29 protein-coding genes are annotated in these 22500 nt (G+C 63.2%); 12 read left to right on the top strand and 17 right to left on the bottom strand.

What is annotated here, in order from left to right:
- Window positions 1-27 precede the first annotated feature (27 nt).
- Complete coding sequence (locus GXY47_02090; GenBank protein NLV29920.1) at window positions 28-1380, bottom strand: NCS2 family permease; 1353 nt, start codon at window positions 1378-1380, stop codon at window positions 28-30.
- A 132-nt stretch (window positions 1381-1512) separates the two neighbouring features.
- Here GXY47_02090 and GXY47_02085 point away from each other — a divergent pair, with 132 nt between their 5' ends.
- From GXY47_02085 to GXY47_02075, 3 genes are all read left to right on the top strand, one after another.
- Window positions 1513-2472 carry an alpha/beta hydrolase gene (locus GXY47_02085; GenBank protein NLV29919.1) on the top strand — a complete coding sequence of 320 codons (960 nt, stop codon included), beginning with the start codon at window positions 1513-1515 and terminating at the stop codon, window positions 2470-2472.
- Window positions 2465-2659, top strand: a complete 195-nt coding sequence (locus GXY47_02080) for a hypothetical protein (protein NLV29918.1) — start codon at window positions 2465-2467, stop codon at window positions 2657-2659. Before GXY47_02085 ends, GXY47_02080 begins: the two co-directional genes overlap by 8 nt.
- A gap of 131 nt (window positions 2660-2790) precedes the next feature.
- Window positions 2791-3777: a uroporphyrinogen decarboxylase (URO-D) gene (locus GXY47_02075; GenBank protein ID NLV29917.1), complete on the top strand. Its 987-nt coding sequence runs from the start codon at window positions 2791-2793 to the stop codon at window positions 3775-3777.
- 71 nt (window positions 3778-3848) lie between these two features.
- On the opposite strand, the gene GXY47_02070 is transcribed toward GXY47_02075, so the two are convergent.
- Window positions 3849-4055 (bottom strand): hypothetical protein, encoded by a 207-nt coding sequence (locus tag GXY47_02070; GenBank protein NLV29916.1) that lies wholly within the window; start codon window positions 4053-4055, stop codon window positions 3849-3851.
- Between the two features lie 102 nt (window positions 4056-4157).
- Between GXY47_02070 and GXY47_02065 the strand changes: the two genes are divergently transcribed.
- Window positions 4158-4799, top strand: coding sequence for a hypothetical protein (locus GXY47_02065; GenBank protein ID NLV29915.1), 642 nt, complete (start codon window positions 4158-4160; stop codon window positions 4797-4799).
- Window positions 4796-5602: a nucleotidyl transferase AbiEii/AbiGii toxin family protein gene (locus tag GXY47_02060; protein ID NLV29914.1), complete on the top strand. Its 807-nt coding sequence runs from the start codon at window positions 4796-4798 to the stop codon at window positions 5600-5602. Before GXY47_02065 ends, GXY47_02060 begins: the two co-directional genes overlap by 4 nt.
- Window positions 5603-5653: 51 nt before the next feature.
- Here GXY47_02060 and GXY47_02055 read toward each other — a convergent pair whose 3' ends face one another.
- The 3 genes from GXY47_02055 to GXY47_02045 form a co-directional block, all read right to left on the bottom strand.
- Window positions 5654-8128: a M1 family metallopeptidase gene (locus tag GXY47_02055; GenBank protein ID NLV29913.1), complete on the bottom strand. Its 2475-nt coding sequence runs from the start codon at window positions 8126-8128 to the stop codon at window positions 5654-5656.
- Window positions 8129-8255: 127 nt separating this feature from the next.
- Window positions 8256-8588: a type II toxin-antitoxin system RelE/ParE family toxin gene (locus GXY47_02050; protein NLV29912.1), complete on the bottom strand. Its 333-nt coding sequence runs from the start codon at window positions 8586-8588 to the stop codon at window positions 8256-8258.
- A gap of 4 nt (window positions 8589-8592) precedes the next feature.
- On the bottom strand, window positions 8593-8862 hold the full coding sequence (locus tag GXY47_02045) for a type II toxin-antitoxin system Phd/YefM family antitoxin (protein ID NLV29911.1): 270 nt from the start codon (window positions 8860-8862) through the stop codon (window positions 8593-8595).
- 346 nt (window positions 8863-9208) lie between these two features.
- Here GXY47_02045 and GXY47_02040 point away from each other — a divergent pair, with 346 nt between their 5' ends.
- Together GXY47_02040 and GXY47_02035 are read left to right on the top strand one after the other, a co-directional pair.
- Entirely contained in the window at window positions 9209-9445 is a 237-nt protein-coding gene (locus GXY47_02040) for a hypothetical protein (protein NLV29910.1), read from the top strand.
- Between the two features lie 2 nt (window positions 9446-9447).
- Complete coding sequence (locus GXY47_02035) at window positions 9448-9795, top strand: type II toxin-antitoxin system PemK/MazF family toxin (protein ID NLV29909.1); 348 nt, start codon at window positions 9448-9450, stop codon at window positions 9793-9795.
- A gap of 52 nt (window positions 9796-9847) precedes the next feature.
- Here the strand turns inward: GXY47_02035 and GXY47_02030 are convergent, their stop codons facing one another.
- From GXY47_02030 to GXY47_02000, 7 genes are all read right to left on the bottom strand, one after another.
- The gene (locus tag GXY47_02030; GenBank protein ID NLV29908.1) at window positions 9848-10234 is read right to left on the bottom strand and encodes a CopG family transcriptional regulator; all 387 of its coding nucleotides are present in this window, start codon (window positions 10232-10234) and stop codon (window positions 9848-9850) included.
- Window positions 10235-10271: 37 nt separating this feature from the next.
- Window positions 10272-10481, bottom strand: coding sequence for an addiction module toxin, HicA family (locus GXY47_02025; protein ID NLV29907.1), 210 nt, complete (start codon window positions 10479-10481; stop codon window positions 10272-10274).
- Between the two features lie 233 nt (window positions 10482-10714).
- On the bottom strand, window positions 10715-11128 hold the full coding sequence (locus GXY47_02020; protein NLV29906.1) for a hypothetical protein: 414 nt from the start codon (window positions 11126-11128) through the stop codon (window positions 10715-10717).
- Entirely contained in the window at window positions 11125-11994 is an 870-nt protein-coding gene (locus GXY47_02015; GenBank protein ID NLV29905.1) for an RHS repeat-associated core domain-containing protein, read from the bottom strand. The genes GXY47_02020 and GXY47_02015 overlap by 4 nt, the downstream gene beginning before the upstream one ends.
- A 57-nt stretch (window positions 11995-12051) precedes the next feature.
- A complete protein-coding gene (locus GXY47_02010) occupies window positions 12052-12510 on the bottom strand; it encodes a barstar family protein (GenBank protein NLV29904.1) in 459 nt (152 codons plus the stop codon).
- Between the two features lie 4 nt (window positions 12511-12514).
- Window positions 12515-12907: a ribonuclease N1 gene (locus GXY47_02005; GenBank protein ID NLV29903.1), complete on the bottom strand. Its 393-nt coding sequence runs from the start codon at window positions 12905-12907 to the stop codon at window positions 12515-12517.
- Between the two features lie 68 nt (window positions 12908-12975).
- Window positions 12976-14235: a HAMP domain-containing histidine kinase gene (locus tag GXY47_02000; GenBank protein ID NLV29902.1), complete on the bottom strand. Its 1260-nt coding sequence runs from the start codon at window positions 14233-14235 to the stop codon at window positions 12976-12978.
- Between the two features lie 201 nt (window positions 14236-14436).
- On the opposite strand from GXY47_02000, the gene GXY47_01995 reads away from it, so the two are divergent.
- Window positions 14437-15108, top strand: a complete 672-nt coding sequence (locus GXY47_01995) for a hypothetical protein (protein NLV29901.1) — start codon at window positions 14437-14439, stop codon at window positions 15106-15108.
- A gap of 3 nt (window positions 15109-15111) precedes the next feature.
- Here GXY47_01995 and tsaA read toward each other — a convergent pair whose 3' ends face one another.
- The 3 genes from tsaA to GXY47_01980 form a co-directional block, all read right to left on the bottom strand.
- A complete protein-coding gene (gene tsaA, locus GXY47_01990; GenBank protein ID NLV29900.1) occupies window positions 15112-15606 on the bottom strand; it encodes a tRNA (N6-threonylcarbamoyladenosine(37)-N6)-methyltransferase TrmO in 495 nt (164 codons plus the stop codon).
- Between the two features lie 35 nt (window positions 15607-15641).
- Window positions 15642-17003, bottom strand: a complete 1362-nt coding sequence (locus tag GXY47_01985; protein ID NLV29899.1) for a sigma 54-interacting transcriptional regulator — start codon at window positions 17001-17003, stop codon at window positions 15642-15644.
- A gap of 62 nt (window positions 17004-17065) precedes the next feature.
- On the bottom strand, window positions 17066-17812 hold the full coding sequence (locus GXY47_01980) for a DUF364 domain-containing protein (GenBank protein ID NLV29898.1): 747 nt from the start codon (window positions 17810-17812) through the stop codon (window positions 17066-17068).
- A 199-nt stretch (window positions 17813-18011) separates the two neighbouring features.
- Between GXY47_01980 and GXY47_01975 the strand changes: the two genes are divergently transcribed.
- The 4 genes from GXY47_01975 (at window position 18012) to GXY47_01960 (ending at window position 20548) form a co-directional block, all read left to right on the top strand.
- Window positions 18012-18386, top strand: a complete 375-nt coding sequence (locus tag GXY47_01975; protein NLV29897.1) for a diguanylate cyclase — start codon at window positions 18012-18014, stop codon at window positions 18384-18386.
- A gap of 33 nt (window positions 18387-18419) precedes the next feature.
- The gene (locus GXY47_01970; protein NLV29896.1) at window positions 18420-18848 is read left to right on the top strand and encodes a PaaI family thioesterase; all 429 of its coding nucleotides are present in this window, start codon (window positions 18420-18422) and stop codon (window positions 18846-18848) included.
- 105 nt (window positions 18849-18953) lie between these two features.
- Entirely contained in the window at window positions 18954-19382 is a 429-nt protein-coding gene (locus tag GXY47_01965) for an iron-sulfur cluster assembly scaffold protein (GenBank protein NLV29895.1), read from the top strand.
- Complete coding sequence (locus tag GXY47_01960; protein NLV29894.1) at window positions 19379-20548, top strand: cysteine desulfurase; 1170 nt, start codon at window positions 19379-19381, stop codon at window positions 20546-20548. Before GXY47_01965 ends, GXY47_01960 begins: the two co-directional genes overlap by 4 nt.
- On the opposite strand, the gene GXY47_01955 is transcribed toward GXY47_01960, so the two are convergent.
- Together GXY47_01955 and GXY47_01950 are read right to left on the bottom strand one after the other, a co-directional pair.
- Window positions 20529-21377, bottom strand: coding sequence for a DUF169 domain-containing protein (locus GXY47_01955; protein NLV29893.1), 849 nt, complete (start codon window positions 21375-21377; stop codon window positions 20529-20531). The genes GXY47_01960 and GXY47_01955 overlap by 20 nt on opposite strands.
- Window positions 21378-21447: 70 nt before the next feature.
- On the bottom strand, window positions 21448-22398 hold the full coding sequence (locus GXY47_01950; GenBank protein ID NLV29892.1) for an MBL fold metallo-hydrolase: 951 nt from the start codon (window positions 22396-22398) through the stop codon (window positions 21448-21450).
- Window positions 22399-22500 lie beyond the last annotated feature (102 nt).

Raw genomic sequence — 22500 nt, 5'->3', positions numbered from 1 at the left:
TGATGATTCCAGAGTTGTCCCGGCAAACTATACATGAATGAAAAGGTACCGCAGAACGAAGTGAACCGCCACCACCCAGATCAGCCCGTTCGCCTCCCTGCCCCTCCCCGCAGCCAGCTTGAGGACCGGGTAGGCGATACAGCCGAGGGCCAGTCCGTCGGCGATGCTGTAGCTGAGGGGGATGCCGATCAGGACTAGGAAGGCGGGGATCCCCTCGGTCGCGTCCTGCCAGTCGATCTTGACGACGTTGCGCACCATCATCGCCCCGACGATGACTAGGGCCGGGGCGGTGACCGGGTTCACCGATCCCCCCTCCGTCATCCAGCCGCCGCCGATCATCCCCACCAGCGGGGTGAAAAAAAGGGCCGCGAGGAAAAAACAGCCGGCCGATACCGCCATCAGCCCCGTCCTCCCCCCCGCTTCCACCCCCACGCAGCTCTCGATGTAGGAGGTCACGGTGCTGGTGCCGCTCGCGGCCCCCACGACGGTGCCGACGGCGTCGGAGACCAGGGCGCGGTTGGCGTTGGGGAGCCGGTTGTCCCGCATGATGCCCGCCTGCTCCCCCACCCCGATCAGGGTGCCCACGGTGTCGAACAGGTCCATGAAAAGAAACACGACGATGAAGGCGATGAAATCGGGGCGCAGGACGTGGCGGAAGTCGAACTGGAAGAAGGCGTGGTCCGAGGGGAGCCCGAACACGCCGGCGAACCGGATCTTGCCCCACAGGACCCCCAGGGCGGCCGAGAAGAGGATGCCCCAGAGGATCGCGCCCCTGACCCGGCGCGCCTGCAGGACGGCCGTCACCAGCAGCCCGCCGAAGAAGACGGCCACGTGGGGCTGGGCGAACGACTTGTTGAGCATCACCAGGGAGCCGGGCGGGGCATCGAGGATGACGCCCGCGTTCCTGAGCCCGATGAAGGCGATGAAGAGGCCGATCCCCAAGGCGATGCCGTTCTTGAGGCTGGGGCTGACGGCGTCCATGACGGCCTTGCGGAAGCGCAGCAGCGACAGGAGGAGAAACAGCACCCCGGAGATGAAGACGATGGAGAGCGCCGTCTTCCAGCCGTCGGCCACCCCCGCCGCCGTCACCCCCATCACCACGGTGACGAAAAAGAAGTTCTCCCCCATCCCCGGCGCCTGCGCGATCGGCAGGTTGGCGCATAGGCCCATCAGCACCGACGCGACGAAGGCGGCCAGGCAGGTGGCCAGCATCGCCGCGTCGAAACTCAACCCAGTCGGCTGCCCGGCGAAATCGGTCGAGAGCACCGCCGGGTTGACGAAGATCACGTAGGCCATGGTCAGGAAGGTGACCAGCCCCGCCACGATCTCCGTGCGCGCGGTCGTGTGGTGTTCCCTGAGCTTGAACAGTCTTTCGAGCATCGCGCCCCCTCACGCTGAACCCGACAGTATACATCGTATTGCAATTTCCCTCCTCTTTCGTGACAATACCGATGTCCCGGGAAACCGACCGATCGGCGCAATCGGACGGCGCAGTCGCATGGAGGCCCTGACATGAAGATGAAATTTCCAGCCGTCGTCCTGCTGGCGTTCGGGGCCCTCGCGGTCCCTTCCGGCCGCGGGGCGGAGCGGCCCGCAGAATGGATCCAGCTCGCGCCCCCGGCGCCCGGGGACACCGAAACGGAGCGGTTCGAAAACGAGCGCGTGTCGAACGTGCGTCATCCGAGCCTGGGTGTCTTCCGGTCCACCCTCGGGAACGCGCCGCGGCCGGCCGTGGTCCTCTGCCCCGGCGGCGGCTACTCCATCCTGGCGATCGTGAAGGAAGGGTACGAGGTCGCGCGCTGGTTCAACGCCCTCGGGATCGACGCCTACGTCCTCAAGTACCGCCTCCGGGAATTCGGGTATCCCGCGCCGCTGCAGGACGCGGCCCTGGCGATCCGCTTCCTGCGCGCGAGCGCCGCAGAGCGCGGGATCGACCCCGCAAAAATCGGGATCCTGGGCTTTTCCGCCGGCGGACACACGGCCGCGATGGCGACGACGCTCTACGCCTCCCCCGACGCGCTCACCGGGGGGGCGCTCGACAAGGTTTCGGCCCGGCCCGACTTTTCGGTTCTCGCCTACCCCGTCGTCACCATGTCCGATCCCCTTACCCACAACGGATCGCGCGCCAACCTTCTGGGGGACTCCCCGGCGCCGGAGACGATCGCGAAGCTGTCGCTCGAGCGCCAGGTAACCGCGGACACGCCGCCGGTGTTCCTCTTCCACTCCGCCGATGACGAGGCCGTCCCGGTGGAGAACAGCCTTCATTTCGCCCTGGCGATGGCGCGCCACGACCGCCCCTTCGCCCTCCATGTCGTCCCCTCCGCCCCGCACGGGATCGGGATGCGCCCCGGCTTCGGCCTGGCTTCCGCCTGGCCGTCGGCCCTGGCCGCCTGGCTCGCCGATCGGGGGCTGGTCGCCGAACATCGGGCCCCTGGTACGCAGGCACAAAAGGAGGAAAAGGGTCATGAGTGAGCCGGGATGTTCCACCTGCAGCTTTCGCGCCCGCTACGACGCGAAGCCAAAATCCCTCCTGGGCCGTTTATGGCGCTGGCACGCCAATTTCTGCCCCGGGTGGAAGGCCTACATGAAGTCGCTCCCCCCGGAGGAGAAGAAGGCGCTGGTCGAGGCCTACCGTTTCCCGGCCGGGAAGTTCGACTGACCCCGCTCCGCCGGCCGCACACGACCGCGGGATAGTGCGTGAAATCCCCGCCCGATCGTAATAAGATCGCCCGTGCCGGCCCGCAGCGGCCGGCACGTGAACGCCCTTTTAACGGAACAAGGAGAATCCGAATGCTGTCTTTGAAACAGAATGTCCTGGAAACCATGAAAAACGGCAAGCCCGACGCCTTCGTCAACGAGTGGGAACCCTTCCCGCAGGTATGGGACCCGGTCTTCTACCACCTGTTCAACGTGGCTCCCGGGGGGGAGGCCATCAATCCCTGGGGCGTGAAGATCTACTGGGGGAAGAACGAGCCCGGGATCATGCCCATCGTCAACGCCGAGACCAAGGTCTGCCCCGACGTGACCCGGTGGCGCGAATACGTCAAGGCCCCCGACCTCTACGCGCTCGAGCTGGACTGGACCCAGGCCAAGGCCGACGCCGAGAAGATCCGGGCGGAAGGCAAGTTCGTCCATGTCTGGCTCCCGACGGGGGTCTTCGAACAGCTCCACTTCCTTATGGGGTTCGAGGACACGCTCATGAATCTCCTGGAGGAGCCGGAGGCGATGCACGAGCTGACCGCCTACATCAAGGACTGGAAGCTGCAGCAGATCCAGATCCTCGTCGACAACCTGCACCCCGACGTCATGAATTTCCACGACGACTGGGGGGCCAAGCACGCCCTGTTCATGCACCCCGACGTCTGGCGCGAGTTCTTCAAGGAACCCTACAAGGAGATCTACGGCCTGATGAAAAAGCACGGCGTCATCACGATGCACCACGCCGACTCCTTCTGCCAGCCGATCGCCAGGGACATGGTGGACGTCGGCATCGACATCTGGGAGGGGATCCTGCCTTCCAACGACATCCAGCAGGTCAAGAAGGACACCGATTACAAGCTCACGCTCATGGGGGGGATCGACGCCTCCATCGTCGACCGCGAGGACTGGACCGAGGAGACCGTGCGCGCCGAGGTCGCCCGCGCGTGCAAGGAATATCATGAAGGCGGAATGTTCATCCCCTGCCTGACCTACGGGGGGGAAGGCAGCATCTTTCCCGGCGTCAACGACTGCATCATGGACGAGATCCGGAACCAGAACAAACTCTACTTCAAATAGCCCCGCTTTCCCCGAACCCTCGGGATCCTGGGCGTGGGGGGCGGCGCCGGCGCTGGTGCCGGCGCCCCCCCTCAAGGCTTATGCACAAGATTGCCCGGGTGCTCATCCATCAACCGGAACATCTCCGTTACCGCGGCCCTTCGATCGGTAAGAACAGTTATTCTCAGCAGCTCGCGCACCAGCGCACTGAGCGTCGTCCGGTGCCGCCGTGCATATTCGCACCCGGCCTCGAGCGTCTCCTCGTCAATGGCCACCGCCTGCAAAATCTTCGCCAGCAAACATCCGGCGAAGCCCGGCTTCCCGGGAAGTATTCAAGGTGTCACGCTCCCCAAAACACCGTTTTTGTTTACAATAATTATCATTTATGTTAATTATTGTATATGAAGTATGGGTCGCTGGTCGAGTTAGTCGGCTCCATGGAATGCTTTGATCTGCCTTTGCTTGTCCAGGCCTTCGACGAACCGCGCGAAGCCATCCGGGTCCAGTTATCCCGGTGGATGAGTGACGGCAGGATCATGGGCCTGCGTCGCGGTATCTACACGCTCCCCGACGCCTACCGCGGCGCAACCGTGCTGCCGGCAAGCCTGGCCAATCAGCTCTACCGGCCCTCCTATCTGAGCGGCGTGTGGGCCCTGGGCTTCTACGACATGATCCCCGAGAGAGTCGTATGGCTGACCAGCGCGACCTCCCGGGTTCCCCGCCGTTTCGACAACGCGTTCGGCGTTTTCGAATATCGCCATATCAAACAGGAGGCGTTTTTTGGATATGCCGCGGTCCCCTACGGCGACCGCTCCCTGTGGATCGCCGAACCCGAAAAGGCGCTGCTGGACCACTGGCATCTCACCCCCGGCGAGTGGACGCGCGCGCGCCTGGAGGAAACGCGCTACCAGCACTGCCAGCAGGCAGACAGGGACAAGCTTCAGGCCTATGCCGATCGGTTCCGGAGTCCGCGTCTGCATCGGGCCCTTGAACGCTGGCTAGCCGTGACGGCCGCGGAAGAGAAAGGGACGGTGACCCTATGAAGGAGCAGGCGCTGTCGCTCGTACGTGGAACGAAAGACCCGGGGCAGGGACTCAACCTGCTGCGCGAATACCTGCAGACGCTCATCCTGCGCTCTCTGCATGAGTGCGAGGCTTTCCGCAACCTGGCATTCGTCGGCGGCACCGCGCTGCGCTTTCTCCATAACCTGCCGCGCTATTCGGAAGATCTCGATTTCTCGCTGGAGTCTGAAAACGGCTATGCGGGCATGGAGTGGATGGCCAAGATCAAACGCGATCTCTCCCTGGCGGGCTTCGATCCCCACGTCACCTGGAACGACAGCACGACCATTCATACCGGATGGGTCAGGCTGGCAGGGATTCTTTATGACACCGGCATTTCCGGAGCGCCGGGGCAGAAACTGGCCATCAAGCTGGAAATCGACACCCGACCGCCCGGAGGCGCCCGGTGTGAAAAAACCATCATCACGCGCACGGTGACTTTTCTCGTCCAGCACTACGATCTGCCGTCCATGATGGCGGGCAAGCTTCATGCGGCCATCACGCGCAAATACGTCAAGGGCCGCGACTGGTACGACCTGCTGTGGTATCTGTCGCAACGCCCGCCGGTTGAACCGAACCTCCCCTTGCTTCAGAACGCCCTGGACCAGACTCATCGTCCGGCCAAATACGATGCCCGCGAGTGGCAGAGCCTGGTGATCCGGCGCCTGGCGTCCATCGACATCAAGGACATCGCCGGCGACGTCCAGCCCTTCCTGGAACACCCTCAGGACGCTTCCCTCCTGACCAGGGAGAACCTGTCCGGATTGCTTTCAGCCCGCAAATGATGCTTTTGTCGCTTCACCCGTCGCCGATCCCGCGTATGCCGCCTGCTCCGGCTATTGCCGGATCTCGGCCAGGATGCTGTGGTCGGGGTCCAGCAGTACCTTTTCCGGCTTCATGGGCAGCTTGACGACCGCGTTGTACGGCTCGGTGCCGTTGATCTGGATGTTACCGAGATAGCGCTGGGTGCCATCGACGAGGGCAAACAGCGGCAGCCGCATCCGGAAATCGCTGGAGACGTCCGACTGCACGAGCGTCATCGCCAGTTCGGTCTGCCCGGCGCCCGCATCGGAGAGCTTGTAGCTGAAGGTGTAGCGCGGGATTTCGGAGCCGTAGACCCACTGGTTGAAAAACCAGTCCATGGGCTCCTCCATGTGCTTTTCGACGATCCGCTGGAAGTCCTTCGTGGAAGCATTCTGTTCCGCATGACTCCTGGCAAAATCGCGCATCATGGCGATGAAGCGGTCGTCCTTCTCCTTGTTGGTGAACATGAGCGCGCGCAGCATTTCGAGGACATAGGCGCCCTTGTAATAGATGAGGCGCGAGTTTCCGGGCTGATCATATTCGTCGAGCTGATGATTCAACCAGATGGGTCCGGCATCGACCGGCCGGTAACCCGAATTGTTCTTGGAGAGCAGCCAGTTCCGGCGCAGATCCCAGTAGGAACTCCATTGCTTCGGATCGAGCTGGCGCAGGTAAAGGGCCGCCGCGTGTTCGGCGAATCCTTCGGAAAGCCACTGGTCATGATAGGTCTTCCATCCGACCAGGTGCCCCCACCACTGGTGCGCCATCTCGTGAACCGCGATCAGGTTGTAGAATTCGCGATCCTCGGGACTTACCGCAAGCTGCAGGTTGTGGCGCGTCGTGGCGTCCAGGAAAGCGTCGTAGGGCAGGAAAACCAGGTTCGGCCAGCTCTGGCCGAAGCCGCGCACGGGCTGTTCGGTGATCGATACCGCCTTGAAGGGAAGCGGGCCGTAGAGGATCTCGCAAAGCCGGAAAGCCTGCATGCTGACGCTCGCGGCGTGTTTGACGTTCGCCGCCGTACTGAACCCCCCCGTCATGATTCCATGAACGAGCGGCTCCGACGATTCGCTCAGACGACGCCGCTGGTCCGCCAGTTCGATCAGCGACAGCCCGGCCTGAACTCCCTTGAGCTCATCCGGCACCTCCTTGCCGGCATAGGCGGTGACCTCAAGATTGGCCACTTTCTGCGACGAATCCACGAATTCCCCATAGTTGAACCCAAAAACACAGAAAGGGATCTCGGACTGCCAGACGGTGATCCGTTCGTCCTTGACGGTCTCGGACGAGATCCGTGCGCCACTGGCGACGAATTGGAACTTTTTGGGAGAACGAGCACGCAGCCTGAAATGGGTCCTGTCGTTGAACGCTCCGAACCCGGGGATCCACGATTCACGGGACGTGACATAATACAGTCCCCTTCCCTCGCGATGCACGATCTGGCTGTCCCCGGTCGAGTCTTCCAGGTAGGCCATCGTGATCGTGTACTTCTCTCCCGGCCCGGCAGGCTTCGGAAGAATGAGCCAGGGGTCACTGTCGAGATCACGCGCCTCCTGGATGAAGGCGAGCCTGGCCCCGCTGCCGTCTTCGATGGAGCCGATGCGCAGGACGCCGTTGAGATGAAAGGGAACGACCCGGACGGGGGCTGCGACGGCAAATTCCATCTTCACGGCGGCCGAGACGCGATTGTCCCGGGTGAGATCCAGTTCAATCTCCATCGACTCGCAGTCCGCGAGGAGAGTGTGATGGTCTGCGACCGTCCCTCCGGAATACTCGGACGCGAGATGGAATCCCGCCACCCACTCGTAATAGTTTCCCGGATTCACGTGGAGCAGGGTGACCTCCTCGCCACGGCCGGCGGCGGGAAGCAGCAGCGAATCGCGGTTCCAGCTGATGTGATAGAGCAGATCGCCTTGATCCTTCGCCTTGAAATCGGCGAGGAAAAACCCCCTGCTGCCGCTGTCGGTGAGGTCGGAGAGCATCCGCGCCGCGAGGTTGCGCATGACGGGGTTTCCCCGGCGCCGGTTGTCCACCCAGTCGTTGAATTGTTCTCCGTACCGCTTCCGGGAGGCCTCAATCAGGGGATCCCCCGCCGCCTGCACCGGCCGCCGGGTAACGAGCCTGTCGAGCTCCTCCATGCTGTCGTCGGTAAAGAAGAAGACGGCTTCCTGAAAGGTGTCCTTCAGATAAGGGCTACCGGTGTATCGCGCCATCTGTCTCCGGTCGATATCCGAGGGTGGCTGCAACTCGAAGGTGCCTTCGCCCCGGAAATGGGCGGCGAGAATATGCCCGCCAACGGGCGCGGCAAAAGTGATCCGGCCGCTGAGAAAGGTGAAGGTGGCCGAATCGCGTTGGAAGACGACATTTTCCGTTTCGGCTACTTCGGTGCCGGCATGGATGGCGCGCAGCTCGTTATAAACCGCCATCAGTTCTTCGGCCGGAGCCTCGGACAGATCAGCGCCAGCGGCCAAAAGCGCGAAACCCAGGATGGACGACAGGAACAGGCTCATTCGTTTCACTCTCTTCACTCCGGTTGCAAAAGTCTGCCGAAATATGGACCCGCGCTGCACAGATAACCAAGATGGTATCGCAATATTCAAATAAAATGCCGCTTTTGTCAAACTTTCAGCGACCCGTTCATGCTCCAAACGCTTTCGGCCCAAAGGCCTCCCGGGGCAGCTTGAGCAGTCGCTCGTTCCGCCACACGCGCACGATTCTGTTGCGCAGGGCATCTCGCCGATAATCCATGCGGGAAGGAGGATGAATCAGCTCCCGCAAAAACGGATGCTTGAATTCCGGAACCGTGCGGCCCATATCCGGATGATCGGGGAGTCCTTCAATGCGATGGAATATCCCCGCCGCGAGCGGCTGGCTGACTTCCGGCGCACCCTGCTCGATGTACCACGCCTGCAATTCCTCCAGATCCCGCACGGCGGATTCGGCAAATCCGACGGGGATGCTTCGAGGCACGGGATTACTCCAGACCCAGGCGCGCTTTGGCTTCCCGGATACCGATTTCGCGCTTTACCTCCAGGTCCGCCAGTCCCTCGACGACGGCGCGCATGAAAGCCCGCTCTTCTTCAGACTTTTCGTATTCGGCGACGGACTGGACGACGGCAACCCCTCGCCCTTGGATGGTCAGCAGGACCGCGCGGCGAGTGGCCGCGACCTGCTTCAACACACAGCCGGGGTTGATTTCAAAGTCACCGACAGTGACCAAATCCTTGGAAAACTTTTTATTCATGACCGTACCCTCGGCTGGACCGTTTACCAAGTCTTTTGATAGCACCGGTTTCATGACCATTCTATAGCATCGAACTGTCACCGACATCGAAGGATCCGTCTCTCGATAAAGGGCGATTGAAGGACTCCGGTCGCCCTTCTCACGGGCATCATGATTCCCGAAAGCACGGGACGAGGACCACAAAGAGCAGATGCCCTCGCGACCAGCCCAATACCCGCCTATTGACCTTCGGCCTCCTTGGGTTGCGAACCAGCAAATCCAGCCCTTATGTCTGTTTGTTTCGGGCAAAAACACCTTTTCATTTCCGCTTTTCTCGATATACTTGATAATATACTTGGAGATATATATGGGCAAACCGCTGATGATCCAGGAAGAGGATGATCGCCGCATCGATGTCCTCAAGCGCCGACTGAAGATCGCCCGCAAGGTGGACATCGTCAGGGCCGGGCTCGAGCTGCTCGAGAAGGAAGCGGATCGCCGGGACCGAATCCTGCGCTGGAAACGGGCCGCCGCGATGGCCGCCGCCACCAGCCGGGAGGTGAATGCCGACTTCCAGCCATACTCCAGGCTGAAAAGGAGCTGACGGTGAACCCCCGTCAATGGCATCTATATGTCGTAGATCTTGAGCCACGTGTCGGGACAAAACCCGGCAAGCAGCGTCCCTGCCTCGCCATCCAGCCGTTGGAATTCGCCGAGGCGGGGCTTGGCAGCACAGTCGTTCTGCCCCTGACTACGAGACTGACTGACGGTGATGCCTTCCCCCTGCGCGTGCGCATTCCGTTGGGGACGTGCGGGCTGGAGTCCGACCGCGACGTCCTCGTGGACCAGGTCCTGGCCTGGGACAATTCGCTATTCCGCAGAGAACTCGGAGTTTTGCCCGAAGCCCTCATCGAAAACACAAAGGCTGCGCTCAGGGACTTTCTCGATCTGTAGAGCCAATCTCCTCAAGACCGCAGCAAGAGATGGACAGTGCCCCTTCGCGGGTTTATGACGCCTTTCTGTTAAGGGCGGAAGAAACAATATAGGCCGATCGCGACATCCCGTGCTGTTTTGCCAGTCGATCGATTTCCTCCATCTGGCTTTTTCGAGCCGTGATATTGAATCGTCCGACCTTGTCCGAGATAGTTACATCCACCAAAAAAGCTATAGCGTCTTTCAACGCCTTATCGCGGGTTAGATTGTCAAGATTGGAAGCTTCCGGGATCTCATCCCCATCCTCCAGCATTCCTTCCATATGCAGGGTCAAAGCCTCGACTGCGTTTCTGCGCGCTTCCTCGAGAGTTTTACCGGCAGTTATGCATCCGGGAAAATCCGGGAAACTCACCCCGTAATCTGATTTTTTCTCTTTGTGCAGATAGGCGATGTATTGCATTTATATACATCCTTCGTTTCCATGGAGCCGCCCTTTATCAATCGCGGCTGTGCAGATGTTTTTCAAGCTTGATTCCGGCTTGTTTTTCAATACTCTTCAGCGTCCCCCCCGGGATATCTCTTTTAGGATGCGGGATCGTAACGCGCCCTTTTCTCTCCGGATGCTTAAGCTGCTTATGGCTGCCGACCTGATTGACCTCGTACCATCCACCCTTTTTGAGCAGCCTGATTACCTCCCGACTATCCATAGCCCCCCGCTTAGCATGCACATAATACACACCTTGTACACACTTCGTCAAGGAATATAAGAGCGGTCGAATCGATGCAAGAGACAAATTTGAACATGCAGCCCGTGAAAACCAACCGGCTCATACTCGCGGGATGATTCGGGAAAGAACCTCGCCCCGAAGTAATCCAACCCCGTTTCGGCATCCCGTTCTTTGCCGGTGAATATTTTGGCAACGTCATAAGCCTAGATGTACTATTTAAGCCTACTAGCAGCACTTCCCTTATGGAAACGATACTCAACTACAATACGCCCGCAACACCATGTTGGGATCCCGTTAATCTTAGCCGGTTTGAACCGCCACCTATCAATAGATTCCATCATCGCTGAAACGCCAATAGGATTTCCCGATAATATCCGAATACACTCGGCCTTACCTTGGGGATCATACCGCACCTCCATTTCAATTACCCCCGAGATGTTTAATTTTCTATCCAAGCCCGGTGGATAGAGTGGCTCAAAATATTCCACATGAGTGCGCATATCTTCGGCACTAAAAAAAATCATCGCAGAGGTTTTCTCAAGGTTCCGCTGATATTCACAGCAGGAGCCTCCGTTAGGCTGCATGAAAAGGAACGGCAAGAGAAGAAACAACAAAGCGCCCATCATTTCACCCTCTGATTTTTTATGGCTTCCTTTTCCGCCTCTTCCGTTTGTTGGTCAACAATCCCAGTCCCATGTCTGCCATGCGGAGCAATACGCCCAAAATCGCCAAGTAGCACATGCCGAAGTTCGTGATGTATCGTGACGGAAATGCCATCCAGGGACATAGAGTTTACTACAACGTTGGTAAAATTGCCCGTTGACCAAGGCCCCGGAACACCCTTTCCATATGGGAAAAACGTGTACCCCAGGAAACTGTTGCTGTTTGAGTCGTTAGGATTTCCGGGGGTCATGGTTGTAGGAGCAAGATCTGTATTGCCCGTCCTCGCATCCCAATGAGTAGCACTCAACACGCTAAATTGATCGTCAGGATTTAATACATCAATCTTTGCAGTTGCCGAATGATCGCCTGCCAACTTCTGTAGCGTTTGCATGTTGCCCGATTCGCTCGAATAATCGGTATCAACTTCAACTCCATATTCACCTTTTGCAAAACCATTCTTGCCGTCACCTTTGATCAGGCGTACATGCGATCTATCTTCCTTATTGAGCCCTGTGAGCATTTCATTGAAGCAGTCCTGAATTGATCCAATCCCGCATTGGCCCATGACAATATCCATTCCATCTGGATCTATGTACTTTAGAGGATTGTTTCGACCATATGCATAGAGATTAAGTCGCTGCGGGTCAGCGAGCCGTTCTTTTGTAATCCATATCGGATCGACGCTGGTGAATCGCCCCTGAGCTGCTGATAGGTACCTTGCCCCAAAGTAATCCAGTCCCGTCTCCGCATCCCGTTCTTTGCCGGTGAACCGGGGCACGAAAGCCGGACGCTGCGCTGTTGTGCAAAAACCGGAGTGCGTCATAACCATAGGCTGCCAATCGTAACCATATTGTCTCCGTCACTGGGGCAGCACAAAATGACCACGCTATTCATCATCCTCCTCCTGGCTTTCCTTGTCCTCGCAATCCTTTTTGTCCCGGGGTGCCGAAACTATGCCCACGAAGAAGCGGACCCCCTGCTCATTCCAGAATGCGGCGGCGGCATCGAGGATGTCGCGCGCGGTCGCCAACTCCTCCGGGGCGTTTTCCCGGAAGGAGTCGGGGTTTTCGACGAGCAGGACGTAGCCTTCCGTTTCGAGCCAGGAAAGGTCGGTGAGGCACTCCTCGAAGGCGTCCCAGTTGGAGCCGAAGTAGGGGGGGAAGCGGAGCAGATCGGCGGCGGCGCAAAGAAAGGCGGTCTTGTCGTCGATGCCGGCGAGGTCGAGGTGAAAGAGCTCGAGGCCGGAGCGGGCGGCGGCGCGGCGGAATTCGGGCACGGCCGCAGGCAGGAGGTCGTAGACGCCCGAACGGCGGGGGTCGGCGAATAGGTGGTCCCACTGTGTCATCGGTTCACTCCCGGATACGCCTGAAGCTGTCGTAATGGTCGTCGGTGTAATAGTACTCGCCGCCGGCGCCGGCGACGATGCGGCGCGCGCCCCGGTCGCGCGACCCCGGGGTGACGACGGTGTATTCGCGGTAGTAGCCGCGCGCTTTTGTCGGGAGCAGCCGCTCCCGGTTGCCGAAAACGGTCCCGTCCCTGCCGTAGGGGAAGGGGCCGCCCGTGCGGATCAGGTCCAGGGTGCGGCGCGCCTCGCGCGGGAGATCCCCGAGAGCGATTTCGGGGAGGCCCTCCTCCGCCGTTTGGACCGGGGGGGCGATTTCGAGCCGGGCGGCTTCGGGTGCGGTGGTCTGCCCGCAGGCCGAAAGCCCCAGGAGAGCGAGCGCGAGCAGGATTACGGCCATCAGGAGCGGCGGGGCGAAGGCTCGAAGGTTTCTCTTCTTGTTATTCATCCTGTCCCCTGGTTCCTGGTTCATGGGCGCGGGCCGGGGTCGGGGAGGCGCAGGGTGCAGCGGGCGCCGCCGCCGGGGTTCGGGCCCAGGGTGAGGGAGCCGCCGAGGCGCTCCATGATCTGGCTCGATACGGCCAGGCCGAGTCCCGTCCCGCGGGTTTTCCCGGTGACGAAGGGGCGCACGAGCTCCTCGGGGTCGCGGCCGCCGAAACCGGGGCCCGCGTCGTCGACCCCGATTTCGAGCAATCCCCCCTCCCGGGCGAGGGTCACCCCGATCGCGCCCCCGGGGGGAGAGGCCTCCAGGGCGTTCAGGAGGACGTTCAGGAGCACCTGGCGCATCCCGGCCGGGTCGGAACGGAGGGTGACGGGGCCGTCGGGGAGATCGAGGGTGATGCCCGCGGCGGCGAGCTTCGGCTGGAGCATCGACCGGAGGTCGCCCAGCAGCGGGACCAGGTCGAACTCGCGGATCTCGGGCTCGCGGGGGCGGGCGAAGTCGAGCAGGTCGCTGACCAGCCGCTCCAGCCGCTCCGCCTCCCCCACCACCGTCCGGAGCCGCTCCTGGGCCGGGTGCCCCGGAGCGAGATCCTCCTGGGCCAGCTGCGTCAGCCCCTTCATCGCCCCCAGCGGGTTGCGGATCTCGTGGGCCAGGGAGGCGGACATGACCCCGAGAGCCCGCAGCTGCGCCTCCTCCCCCTCCCGCGCCTTCAGTTTCAGGAAGCGGTCGAGGGTGCGCAGGAGGAAGAAGGTGAGCCCGAGGATGATGAGGACCGCCATCGCGGAGATTGCCAGCTGAAACAGGGCCAGGCGCCGGATGAAGTCGGCGGAGGAGGTGTAGAGCCCGATCCGCATCTTCCAGTCGTTCATCCCGGGGGACGCCTCCCGGCGCCCCCGGCGGGGATGCCCGAGCGCGTCCTCGAAGAGGAAGAGGTCGGGCCCGGGATCGGCTAGGGCGCCGGCGTCCCCGGCCGAAGCGAGGATGCGGCCTTCCGGACCGACGACGGCGAGGAAGGCGGCGCTGCCCGAGTAGACCTCGTAGTGCGTGTCGAGCAGCGATTGCCAGTACTCGGGGTTGTTCCGCCTGCCGGCCCCCCGCGCCTGGGTGTCGAGGGCCGCGGCGATTTCGTACCCGCGGTTGTCGAGATACTGCGAGCGCAGGCGCGTAAGCGTGAGGCAGGTGTAGACGGCGTTGGCCAGGAGCCCGAAACTGACCAGCATGGCGACGGCCAGGACCCAGCGCCGGGGGAAGGTGGCTTTTGCGCGCGTTCGGGTGGTGTCTTTCATCGGGAGCCCCTTTGGCGCCTATTATGCACAAATCGCGGGCGGGAGCGATACCGGAAAGGAGCGGGGGTCCGCCCGGCGGAACTTTTCACGCGCCCGGTTGTTTATAAGGGGTGTAGCCATCAGAATCGCCGATCGACCGACGGCGCGACGGGGACGCAAACGGAGCGGCATCGGCTTTGCCAGGAAAAAGGAGAAACGGTTATGTTGAAGAAAACTTTGATCATGGGTTCCATCCTGACGCTCGCGCTCGCAACCGGCTATGCCCAGGGGCGGGGCGGAGGCGGCGGTCAGCGGGGAGGGGGCGGCGGAATGAGCCAGGGATCCGGCCAGGGGGGTTTCGGCGCCGCCCGCGGACAGGGCCAGCCCCAGGGACAGAACCGCGGAGTGGGCCGTGACGAGAACCGGGGCCAGGGGCAGATGCAGCGCAGCCCCCGGGCCGACCAGGCCCAGGCCGAACACAAGCGGGTGAAAACGACCAGCCGGCAGCGCAAGCAGATCCGCGACTGCGACCAGGCGGCCGAAAATGTGGGGAAGCAGGCGCGCAAGATGGCCCAGAACAGCGGCGACAAGTACGACGCCCGGGAAGCGGCCAAACAGCGCAAGGCGCTGGGGGAACAGGTCCGGAAGATGGATCAGCAGCACGAGCGCCTGATGACGGGGCTCGACGACGCCCAGAAGGAAGCCTGGAGAAACCAGATCCGCAATATGGAGGAGACGCGGCAGCAGCTGCGCACCCATATCGCCGAGATGCAGGCGGAGCAGCGGGCCGATCCCGACGGGGCCCGGAACGCCGAGCGCGCGCGTGAGATCGAGCAGATCATGAACCGCTGGAGGACCGATTACGGGACGCTCGCGGCCGAGGCGGAGGAGTAGGCGTCATTCCTTCCGGCCGCCGTGGAACCGGCCGTCGGCCTGGCGCCGGTCCACGGCGGCCGAATCAAACCAGCCCGCCCGGGAAACCGGGCGGGCGTCGAATTCGGGGACATAGGGCTTGAGGTCGAGCAGGGGCGTGCGGTCGAGCACGTCGATATCGGCCACGTAAAGGGTGCACCCCTCCCTGGCCAGAAGCCGCACCAGGCTCATCCCGATCGGGTTCGGACGCGTGGGGGAGCGCGTGGCGAACAGCCCGTGCTCCCGGTTGTCCCGGTAGGGCGTCACCTTCGGCCGAAACGGCCCGACCCGGTCCATCCAGTAGAGGAGCCAGAGGCGCTCGAACTCCTCGATATCGTCCAGGGCCCGCTCGTAGGCAGGCTCCAGGACCACCCGCCCCTCGGCCCCCCCGGCATAGGCGCTCTGAATGGGGGTTCCCGCAGCCGTTTCGTATGGGGAATAGAGGGTCCCGATCGCCTTGATGTCCTGCAGCAAATGCATCCTTCCTCTCCGCTTCCGCCCCGTTCCAGGGGCTTTCAGAATTCGATTTTCAGGCTTTTCAGCTTCCGGTACAGGGTGCTGGGGTCGATCCCCAGCTGCGCCGCCGCCCGGCGCCGGTTCCCGCGGTGGCGCCGCAGCGCCTCGCCGATCAGCAGCTTCTCCATCGCCTCGAGCGACATGGGATTGCCGCCGGCCGGGGCCGCGGGCCGGAGTTCGGCCGGCAGGTGGTGCAGCTCGATCATGCGGCCGCGGCAGAGGACGAACGCCTGCTCGAGGATGTTCTCCAGCTCCCGCACGTTCCCCGGGTATTCGTACTCCATCAGCCGGGCCATGACCTCTTCGGACACCCCCTCGATCTCCCTCCCCTGGAGCCGGTTGAACTTCCCCAGCAGGTGATCCACGAGCAGGGGGATATCCTCGCGCCGCTGGCTGAGGCCGGGGAGACGCAGGCTGACCACGCGCACCCGGTAATAGAGGTCCTCGCGGAAGGCCCCCTCCCGGACCAGCCGGCCGAGGTCCCGGTTGGTGGCGGCCACCACGCGCACGTCGACCTTTACCGGTTCCACGGAGCCCAGGGGCTCGATCATGCGCTCCTGCAGCACGCGCAGCAGCCGCACCTGCATCGCCGGGGAAACGTCGCCGATCTCGTCCAGGAAGAGGGTGCCGCCGCTCGCCAGGGCGAAGCGTCCCGGCTTGTCGCGCCGGGCGTCGGTAAAGGCCCCCGCCTTGTGGCCGAACAGCTCGCTTTCGAGGAGCGTGTCGGGGAGCGCGCCGCAATTGACGGCGACAAAGGGCCGGTTCCTGCGCGGCGACAGGCCGTGAATCGCGCGGGCGAACAGCTCCTTCCCCGTCCCGCTGGGGCCCTCGATCAGCACGGTGCTGGAGCTCGCCGCGATCTGCGGCATGATTTCGAAAAGCTTCAGCATCGGCGCGCTGTGCCCGACGATGTCCTCGAAGGTGTAGCGCGCCTTGAGCTCCTTCTGGAGCTGCTCGATGGGACTGAGGTCCTGGAAGGTCTCCACCCCCCCGATCACCTCCCCGTCGTTGTCCCTGAGCAGGGCCGTGGAAATGCGGATGGGAATGCGCTCCCCGCTGCGGCTGATGATGTGGGCGGTGGCGTTCAGGACCGGCTTGCGGCTCGACATCGTCCTGCGGAGGGCGCAGGCGTTCTCGCAGATGCTGGCGCGGAAGACGTCCGAGCAGCGCCGCCCCAAAGCTTCGGCCCGGGGAACCTTCGTGATCTCCTCCGCCGCCCGGTTGAAGGCCGTGATGCGCCACTGCAGATCAACGGTGAAGACCCCCTCGTTGATGGAATCCAGGATGGTCTGTTCCCTTTCGTCCTGCTGCCGGCTCACAATTCCCCCAAAACAATGCAAAATGCAAGATAAACATACCATGTTGTTTGCATTATGCAACTCCCGAAGTGGGAAAAAGAGGCAGGCGGCGGAGCGACGGGGGGCTACTCCCGCAACCGCAGCGACAGTTTGCGGACCGCGCGGCCGAACTGGCGTGTCCCGCCCCCCTCGCTCACGATCTGGAGGATCCGGGCGGGGTCCACGACCTCGAGACCCGACAGGAGCGTGACCCCGCGCGGGCGGAAGACCTCGGGGACGAGGGGGGTGGAAGGTCCGAGCACCGCGATTTCGCGCGCGTTCCCGCACAGTTCCAGGAGCCGGTCCATCGTCCGATTCAGGAGCGCGGAAGCCGTGAGGATGACCACGTCGCAGTCCGGGAGATAGGCGCCCGCCTCCGTATCGGGCAGGATGTCGAGCGCGGGGTTCGTTTTCCGCTCGAAGATACGGAGCGAACCGGCGCGTTCCCTCATGGGGCCGACCAGGGGCCCGAAATACCCCACCATGCCGACCGCGTCCCCCGCCCGGACCGGGAGGACGTCGGCGATATCCGCGTCCACCGCCTCCGGAGGAGCGGGAACGAGGGCGTTGAGCGCCGCCAGGCCCACGGCCGCCGCCGTCACGTCCGGGTTCTGCAGCCACCCGACCAGTTCCGAAGCCGAGCGCCCGGCCACCCGGCCGGCCTCGGCCACCACGCAGCACGACTCGTACTCCCCCTCGTGAAGGGTGTAGGCGAGGCCGCAGCCCGCGTCCTCGACCCGGACGGCCGTATAGCCCAGCCCGATCCTGACATCGGCCGCCTTCCGGCCCGCGCCCCGTTCTTTCACGTAATCCACCAGTTGGTTCGCCAGCATCCGCATCCTCCCTTTCCTCTGTCGCGTTCGCCCGTCCGGGGCGCCGCCCCTTTCCGGAGCATGCAATCGGCATTCCCGCCGCGGCGCCGTCGCTTGCGGCCCCCAAATTGCATCGGTCCCGGGGTATGAAAGTATCACGGATGGGCCTATACTTTCGTGCCGGTTGATGAAAACCCGGTAACAGACAAGGAGAGAACAGATGAAGGTAGGTTTCCCCATAGAGGCAGACAACGGGCTGGACAGCCAGGTATGCGGACATTTCGGCTCCGCCCCGGCATTTCTCATCGTCGACACGGAGCTCGACCAGGTCGATGCCATCAGCGGCTCCGGCGAACACAAGGAACATGGCGCCTGTAACCCGGTCCGGACGCTCGGCGGCAACCTCCCCGACGCCCTGGTGGTCGGCGGGATCGGGATGGGGGCCATCATGCGCCTGGGCGAGATGGGCGTGAAGATCTACCGGGCGGCCGCGCCCACCGTGGGCGAAAACCTGGCCCTGCTCCGGGAAAACGGGCTGCGGGAATTCTCCTCCGACGACACCTGCCAGGGACACGGAGGGGGCTGCGCCCATTAGCCCGGGCTCCCCGCCCGATCCGGAAAACGTTATATGCCTACCCCCACGCAACAGCATCTCGAAAAGTGCAGGGAACGGGAGCACCCGGGCTGCGTCGCCTGCAGCCCGGGTAAAATCCCCGGCCTCGGGCTGGAGTTCGCCGTCTGCGACGACGGCGGGGTACAGGCGGCGTTTCAGTGCGCCCGCATCTACCAGGGCTATCCCGGCCTGCTCCACGGCGGCGTCAGCTCCATGCTCCTGGACGCGGCGATGGCCAACTGCCTTTTCGCCCACGATATCAGCGCCCTGACGGCCCGGATGATCCTCCGCTACCAGCTCCCGGTCGAAATCGATCAGGCGGCGACGGTCAGGGCGTGGCTGCGCGAATACGAACCCCCCCTCTATGTTCTCGAGGCGGAACTCGAGCAGAACGGCCGGGTGCTGGTACGGGCCTCCGGGAAGTTCATCGACCGGGAGCAATAGCGGTTTTTGCCCCGATCGCGGTTGCATTTTGCACGGATTCCCGCCAGAATTCCGAGTTCACAGGCGATCAAGGGAGACGATTTCATGGACAACCCTGACGAAGGGATGGAACAGCCCGATTTCGCGGGACCCATCCTTTTTTACAACGAAGAGGTGATCGAGCATTTCACCAACCCGCGCAACGTGGGGGAACTCCCCGAGGCGGAGACGGACGGCTACGGCCTGGTCGGAGACCCTTCCTGCGGGGACCAGATGAAGCTCTGGATCCAGGTCCGGGAGGGCCGGATCGAGAAGATCGCCTTCAAGTCCTTCGGCTGCCCCGGCGCCATCGCCACCAGCAGCATGCTGACCGAACTGGCCCGGGGAAAATCGATCGAGGAGGCGCGCCGGATCACCGACGACGACGTGGTGGAAGCCCTCGGCGGCATCCCCGAAAGGAAGAAGCACTGCTCCCTGCTGGGAGTGATGGCGCTGCAGGCGGCGATCCAGGACTGGGAAAGCCGGACACCGGAGAACGGGGGGGCGCGGCCGTGATTTACCTCGATCACAACGCCACCACCCCGCTCGACCGCCGGGTGTTCGAGATCATGACCCCCTACATGACCGAACGGTGGGGCAACAGCTCGAGCCCCTACCGCTTCGGCAACCAGGCGCGGATCGCCATGGAAAAGGGGCGGGCGCGGGTCGCAGAGTGCATCGGCGCCGAAACCGGCGAGATCGTCTTCTGCGCGAGCGGGACGGAAGCGGACAACCTCGCCGTCCGCGGGGCCGCGGCCGCGCTCCGCGCCCGCGGCAACCACATCGTCACCACCTCCGTGGAGCACCATGCCGTGCTCTACACCTGCCGCGCGCTCGAGGCCGAAGGGTATCGCGTCACCTATCTCCCGGTCGACGGCGACGGCCTGGTCCGGCTGGAGGAACTGGAGAAGAGCCTCACGGAGGAAACCATCCTCGTCACCGTCATGCACGCCAACAACGAAACGGGCGTGCTCCAGCCGGTCGGGGAGATCGCCCGGATCGCCCGGGAGCGGGGAATCGTGTTCCATTCCGACGCGGTCCAGACGGCGGGGAAACTGCCGGAAAAATTGTGCGGAACCGGCGCCGACCTCCTCTCCTTTTCGGCGCACAAGTTCTACGGCCCCAAGGGGGTCGGCGCGCTCTACGTCCGCAAGGGGACCCCGATCTCTCCCCGGATCACCGGCGGCCCCCATGAACACGGCCTGCGCGCCGGGACGGAAAACGTGCCCGGCATCGTCGGCCTGGCCACGGCCCTTTCCCTGGCCGTGGAATCGGCCGCGGCGGAAACCGAAAGGCTGGCCGGCATGAGGGACCGGTTCGAGATCCGGGTCCTCGAGACCATTCCGGGCTCGCGCGTCAACGGGCGCGGGGCGCCGCGCGTGCCCAACACTTCGAACCTGAGCTTCGACGCCGTCGACGGGGAGTCGATCGTGCTGGGACTCGACCTGGGCGGGATCTGCATCTCGACCGGCTCGGCCTGCTCCACCGGGGACCCGGAGCCCTCCCACGTCCTTCTGGCCATGGGGCTTTCCCCGAAGGAGGCGCAGGGCTCCGTCCGGGTTTCGCTCGGCCGGCATACGGAGGAGAAGGAGCTCGAAGCCGCCGTGGACGCCCTGGGCAGGACGGTCGCCCGCCTGCGCGCCATCTCGTCGATCCAGCGGCCTACAGCCCCCAGCTCTTGAACAGGTCCTTGTAAAACTGCGGCTGTTCGAAATCGGGGAGCATGACCATGTTGTGCCCCTTGTAGGAGAACATCCCCCCCGCTTCGAGCCCCGCGACGAGGCCCGGCATCCGGTCCCGGGGGACGGAGAAGATGATCTCGTCCTCGGCCGTCAGCGCCCGCTGGTACTCCCCCGGGTCGGGGAGCACCACCCACGATTTCCCGGTCTTGATCGGGTCCACGACCGAGTAGCCGCAGGAGGGGGGGAAGAAGTGGCCCCGGACCTCGGGCACCTCCTCGACCTTCATCGACAGGAGCAGCGCCCGGAGCTGGGCGTTGTTCATGTAGGCGACGACCAGGTCGGGCACGAAGGAGGCGCTCTTGAGCGGGGCGGAGAGGACCCCGATATACTTCCCCCGCTCGAAGGAGTCGTAGGGGTGGGTCCAGGCAGAGATCGAATCGGGTTTCTCCACCATCCCGTAAGCCATCAGCGCGGTCGGGCACCAGTGGTCCTCCTTGAGCATCGCCACGGTCTTCCCTTCACGCCGCGACAGGGCGAAAGCCTGGCACTGGGCGATGTGGCACTTGCCGTCCCTGGAGGGGCGGAAGGCGCCGGGCGGAATCTCCGATTCGGTCTCCAGCATTTTCAGGGCAATGGGGGATGTCCTCAGGATCAGGGTGTGTTCCAGTTTTTCCCCGTACGTATTGAAGTCCTTCACTGCGGGCATGCGCTCCTCCTTGGTAACGGTTTTCGGGGTTTGGGCCGCGGAAGTCAAAGTCGCGGAAGCTCCCAGCGCGACGGCGCCCAACCCCAGTTCCAGCGCCTCACGTCGAGTGTATCTGTTTTTCATGCGGTCTCCTCCGATGATCCGATGCGCGAGCCGGGGATTTCCGTGGATGTCCCCTTATAGGCCTCTCCATCTAGCGGGTCAAGGCGGAAAACCGGTACCGGGTCGCCGCCGTATTGAGTTCGAAAACTACGGGCATCTCCCGGCTGAAGGCGGCGAGAGCCTCGAAGCCGGTGCAGTGGGCCGGGACCAGGTGCCGGGGCTCCAGTTCCCGGATCGCCTCGAGCGTCCTCCGGATCCTGTCGGAGGGGGCGTTGATCAGGTGGAAACCGCCGATGACGGCATGGACCTCCCGGACGCCCGAAACCTTCTGCGCGTGCCGGACGGTGTTGACGATTCCCGCATGGGCGCAGCCGGAAACCACCACCAGCCCCTTCCCCTTCAACACGAAGAAGAGGGCCAGCTCCCCCCGGAAATCGTCCGGCTCCATCCGCCCCCCCCGCCGCACCAGCAGGGCGGGATTCGGAGTTTCGTAATCGGTCTCCCGCCCGATCTTTCCCGTCACCCCGATTCCGGGGAGGATCCAGGCCGGCTCCCGGACCTCGACCAGGCGCACCCCCAGGGCCTCGATCCCGCCTCTTTCCAGCTTGCCGATATCCTGCACCTCCGTGGTGCCGGGGCGCAACGACCCCCGGCGGAGAAACGCCTCCTCCCCGACATAAAAGGGGAGGCTCCCGGGGCTCCCGATCCGCCGGAGGATCTCCTCCGCCCCCGACCAGTGGTCGAAATGCCCGTGGCTCAGGACAAAAGCCTCGCTCTTCCCGAGGTCCAGGCCCAGGAGCCGCGCGTTGTCCAGGATCCTTTCCCCGTCGAGGCCGAAATCGAACATGCAGCGGCTCGTCCCCGCGCCCGTGGCCACCTCGATGTAGTAGGAAAGCCCATGCTCGGCGTGGACACATTCGCCCGCGCCCACGCGGTAGTGGGTCGACACCTCCGAATCGGGCCTCAGCGAGTCGTAGTAGTTGTCCGTGAGAACCCAGACGCGGACCTCGTCCGCTTCCACCATCCGGTCAGATTGCACCATAATTCCCCCTGGTTGTGAAACAAAGGAATCCAAGCAAGAATCCGGCCAGACGCCCGACCGCGCTCTTTATCGTTGACAGCGGCTCCCCGGTGGGCTCCAATC

The organism is Acidobacteriota bacterium (assembly GCA_012729555.1).
Taxonomy (GTDB): Bacteria; Acidobacteriota; UBA6911; order UBA6911; family UBA6911; genus UBA6911.
This window is presented reverse-complemented; position numbering and strand designations above follow the sequence as displayed.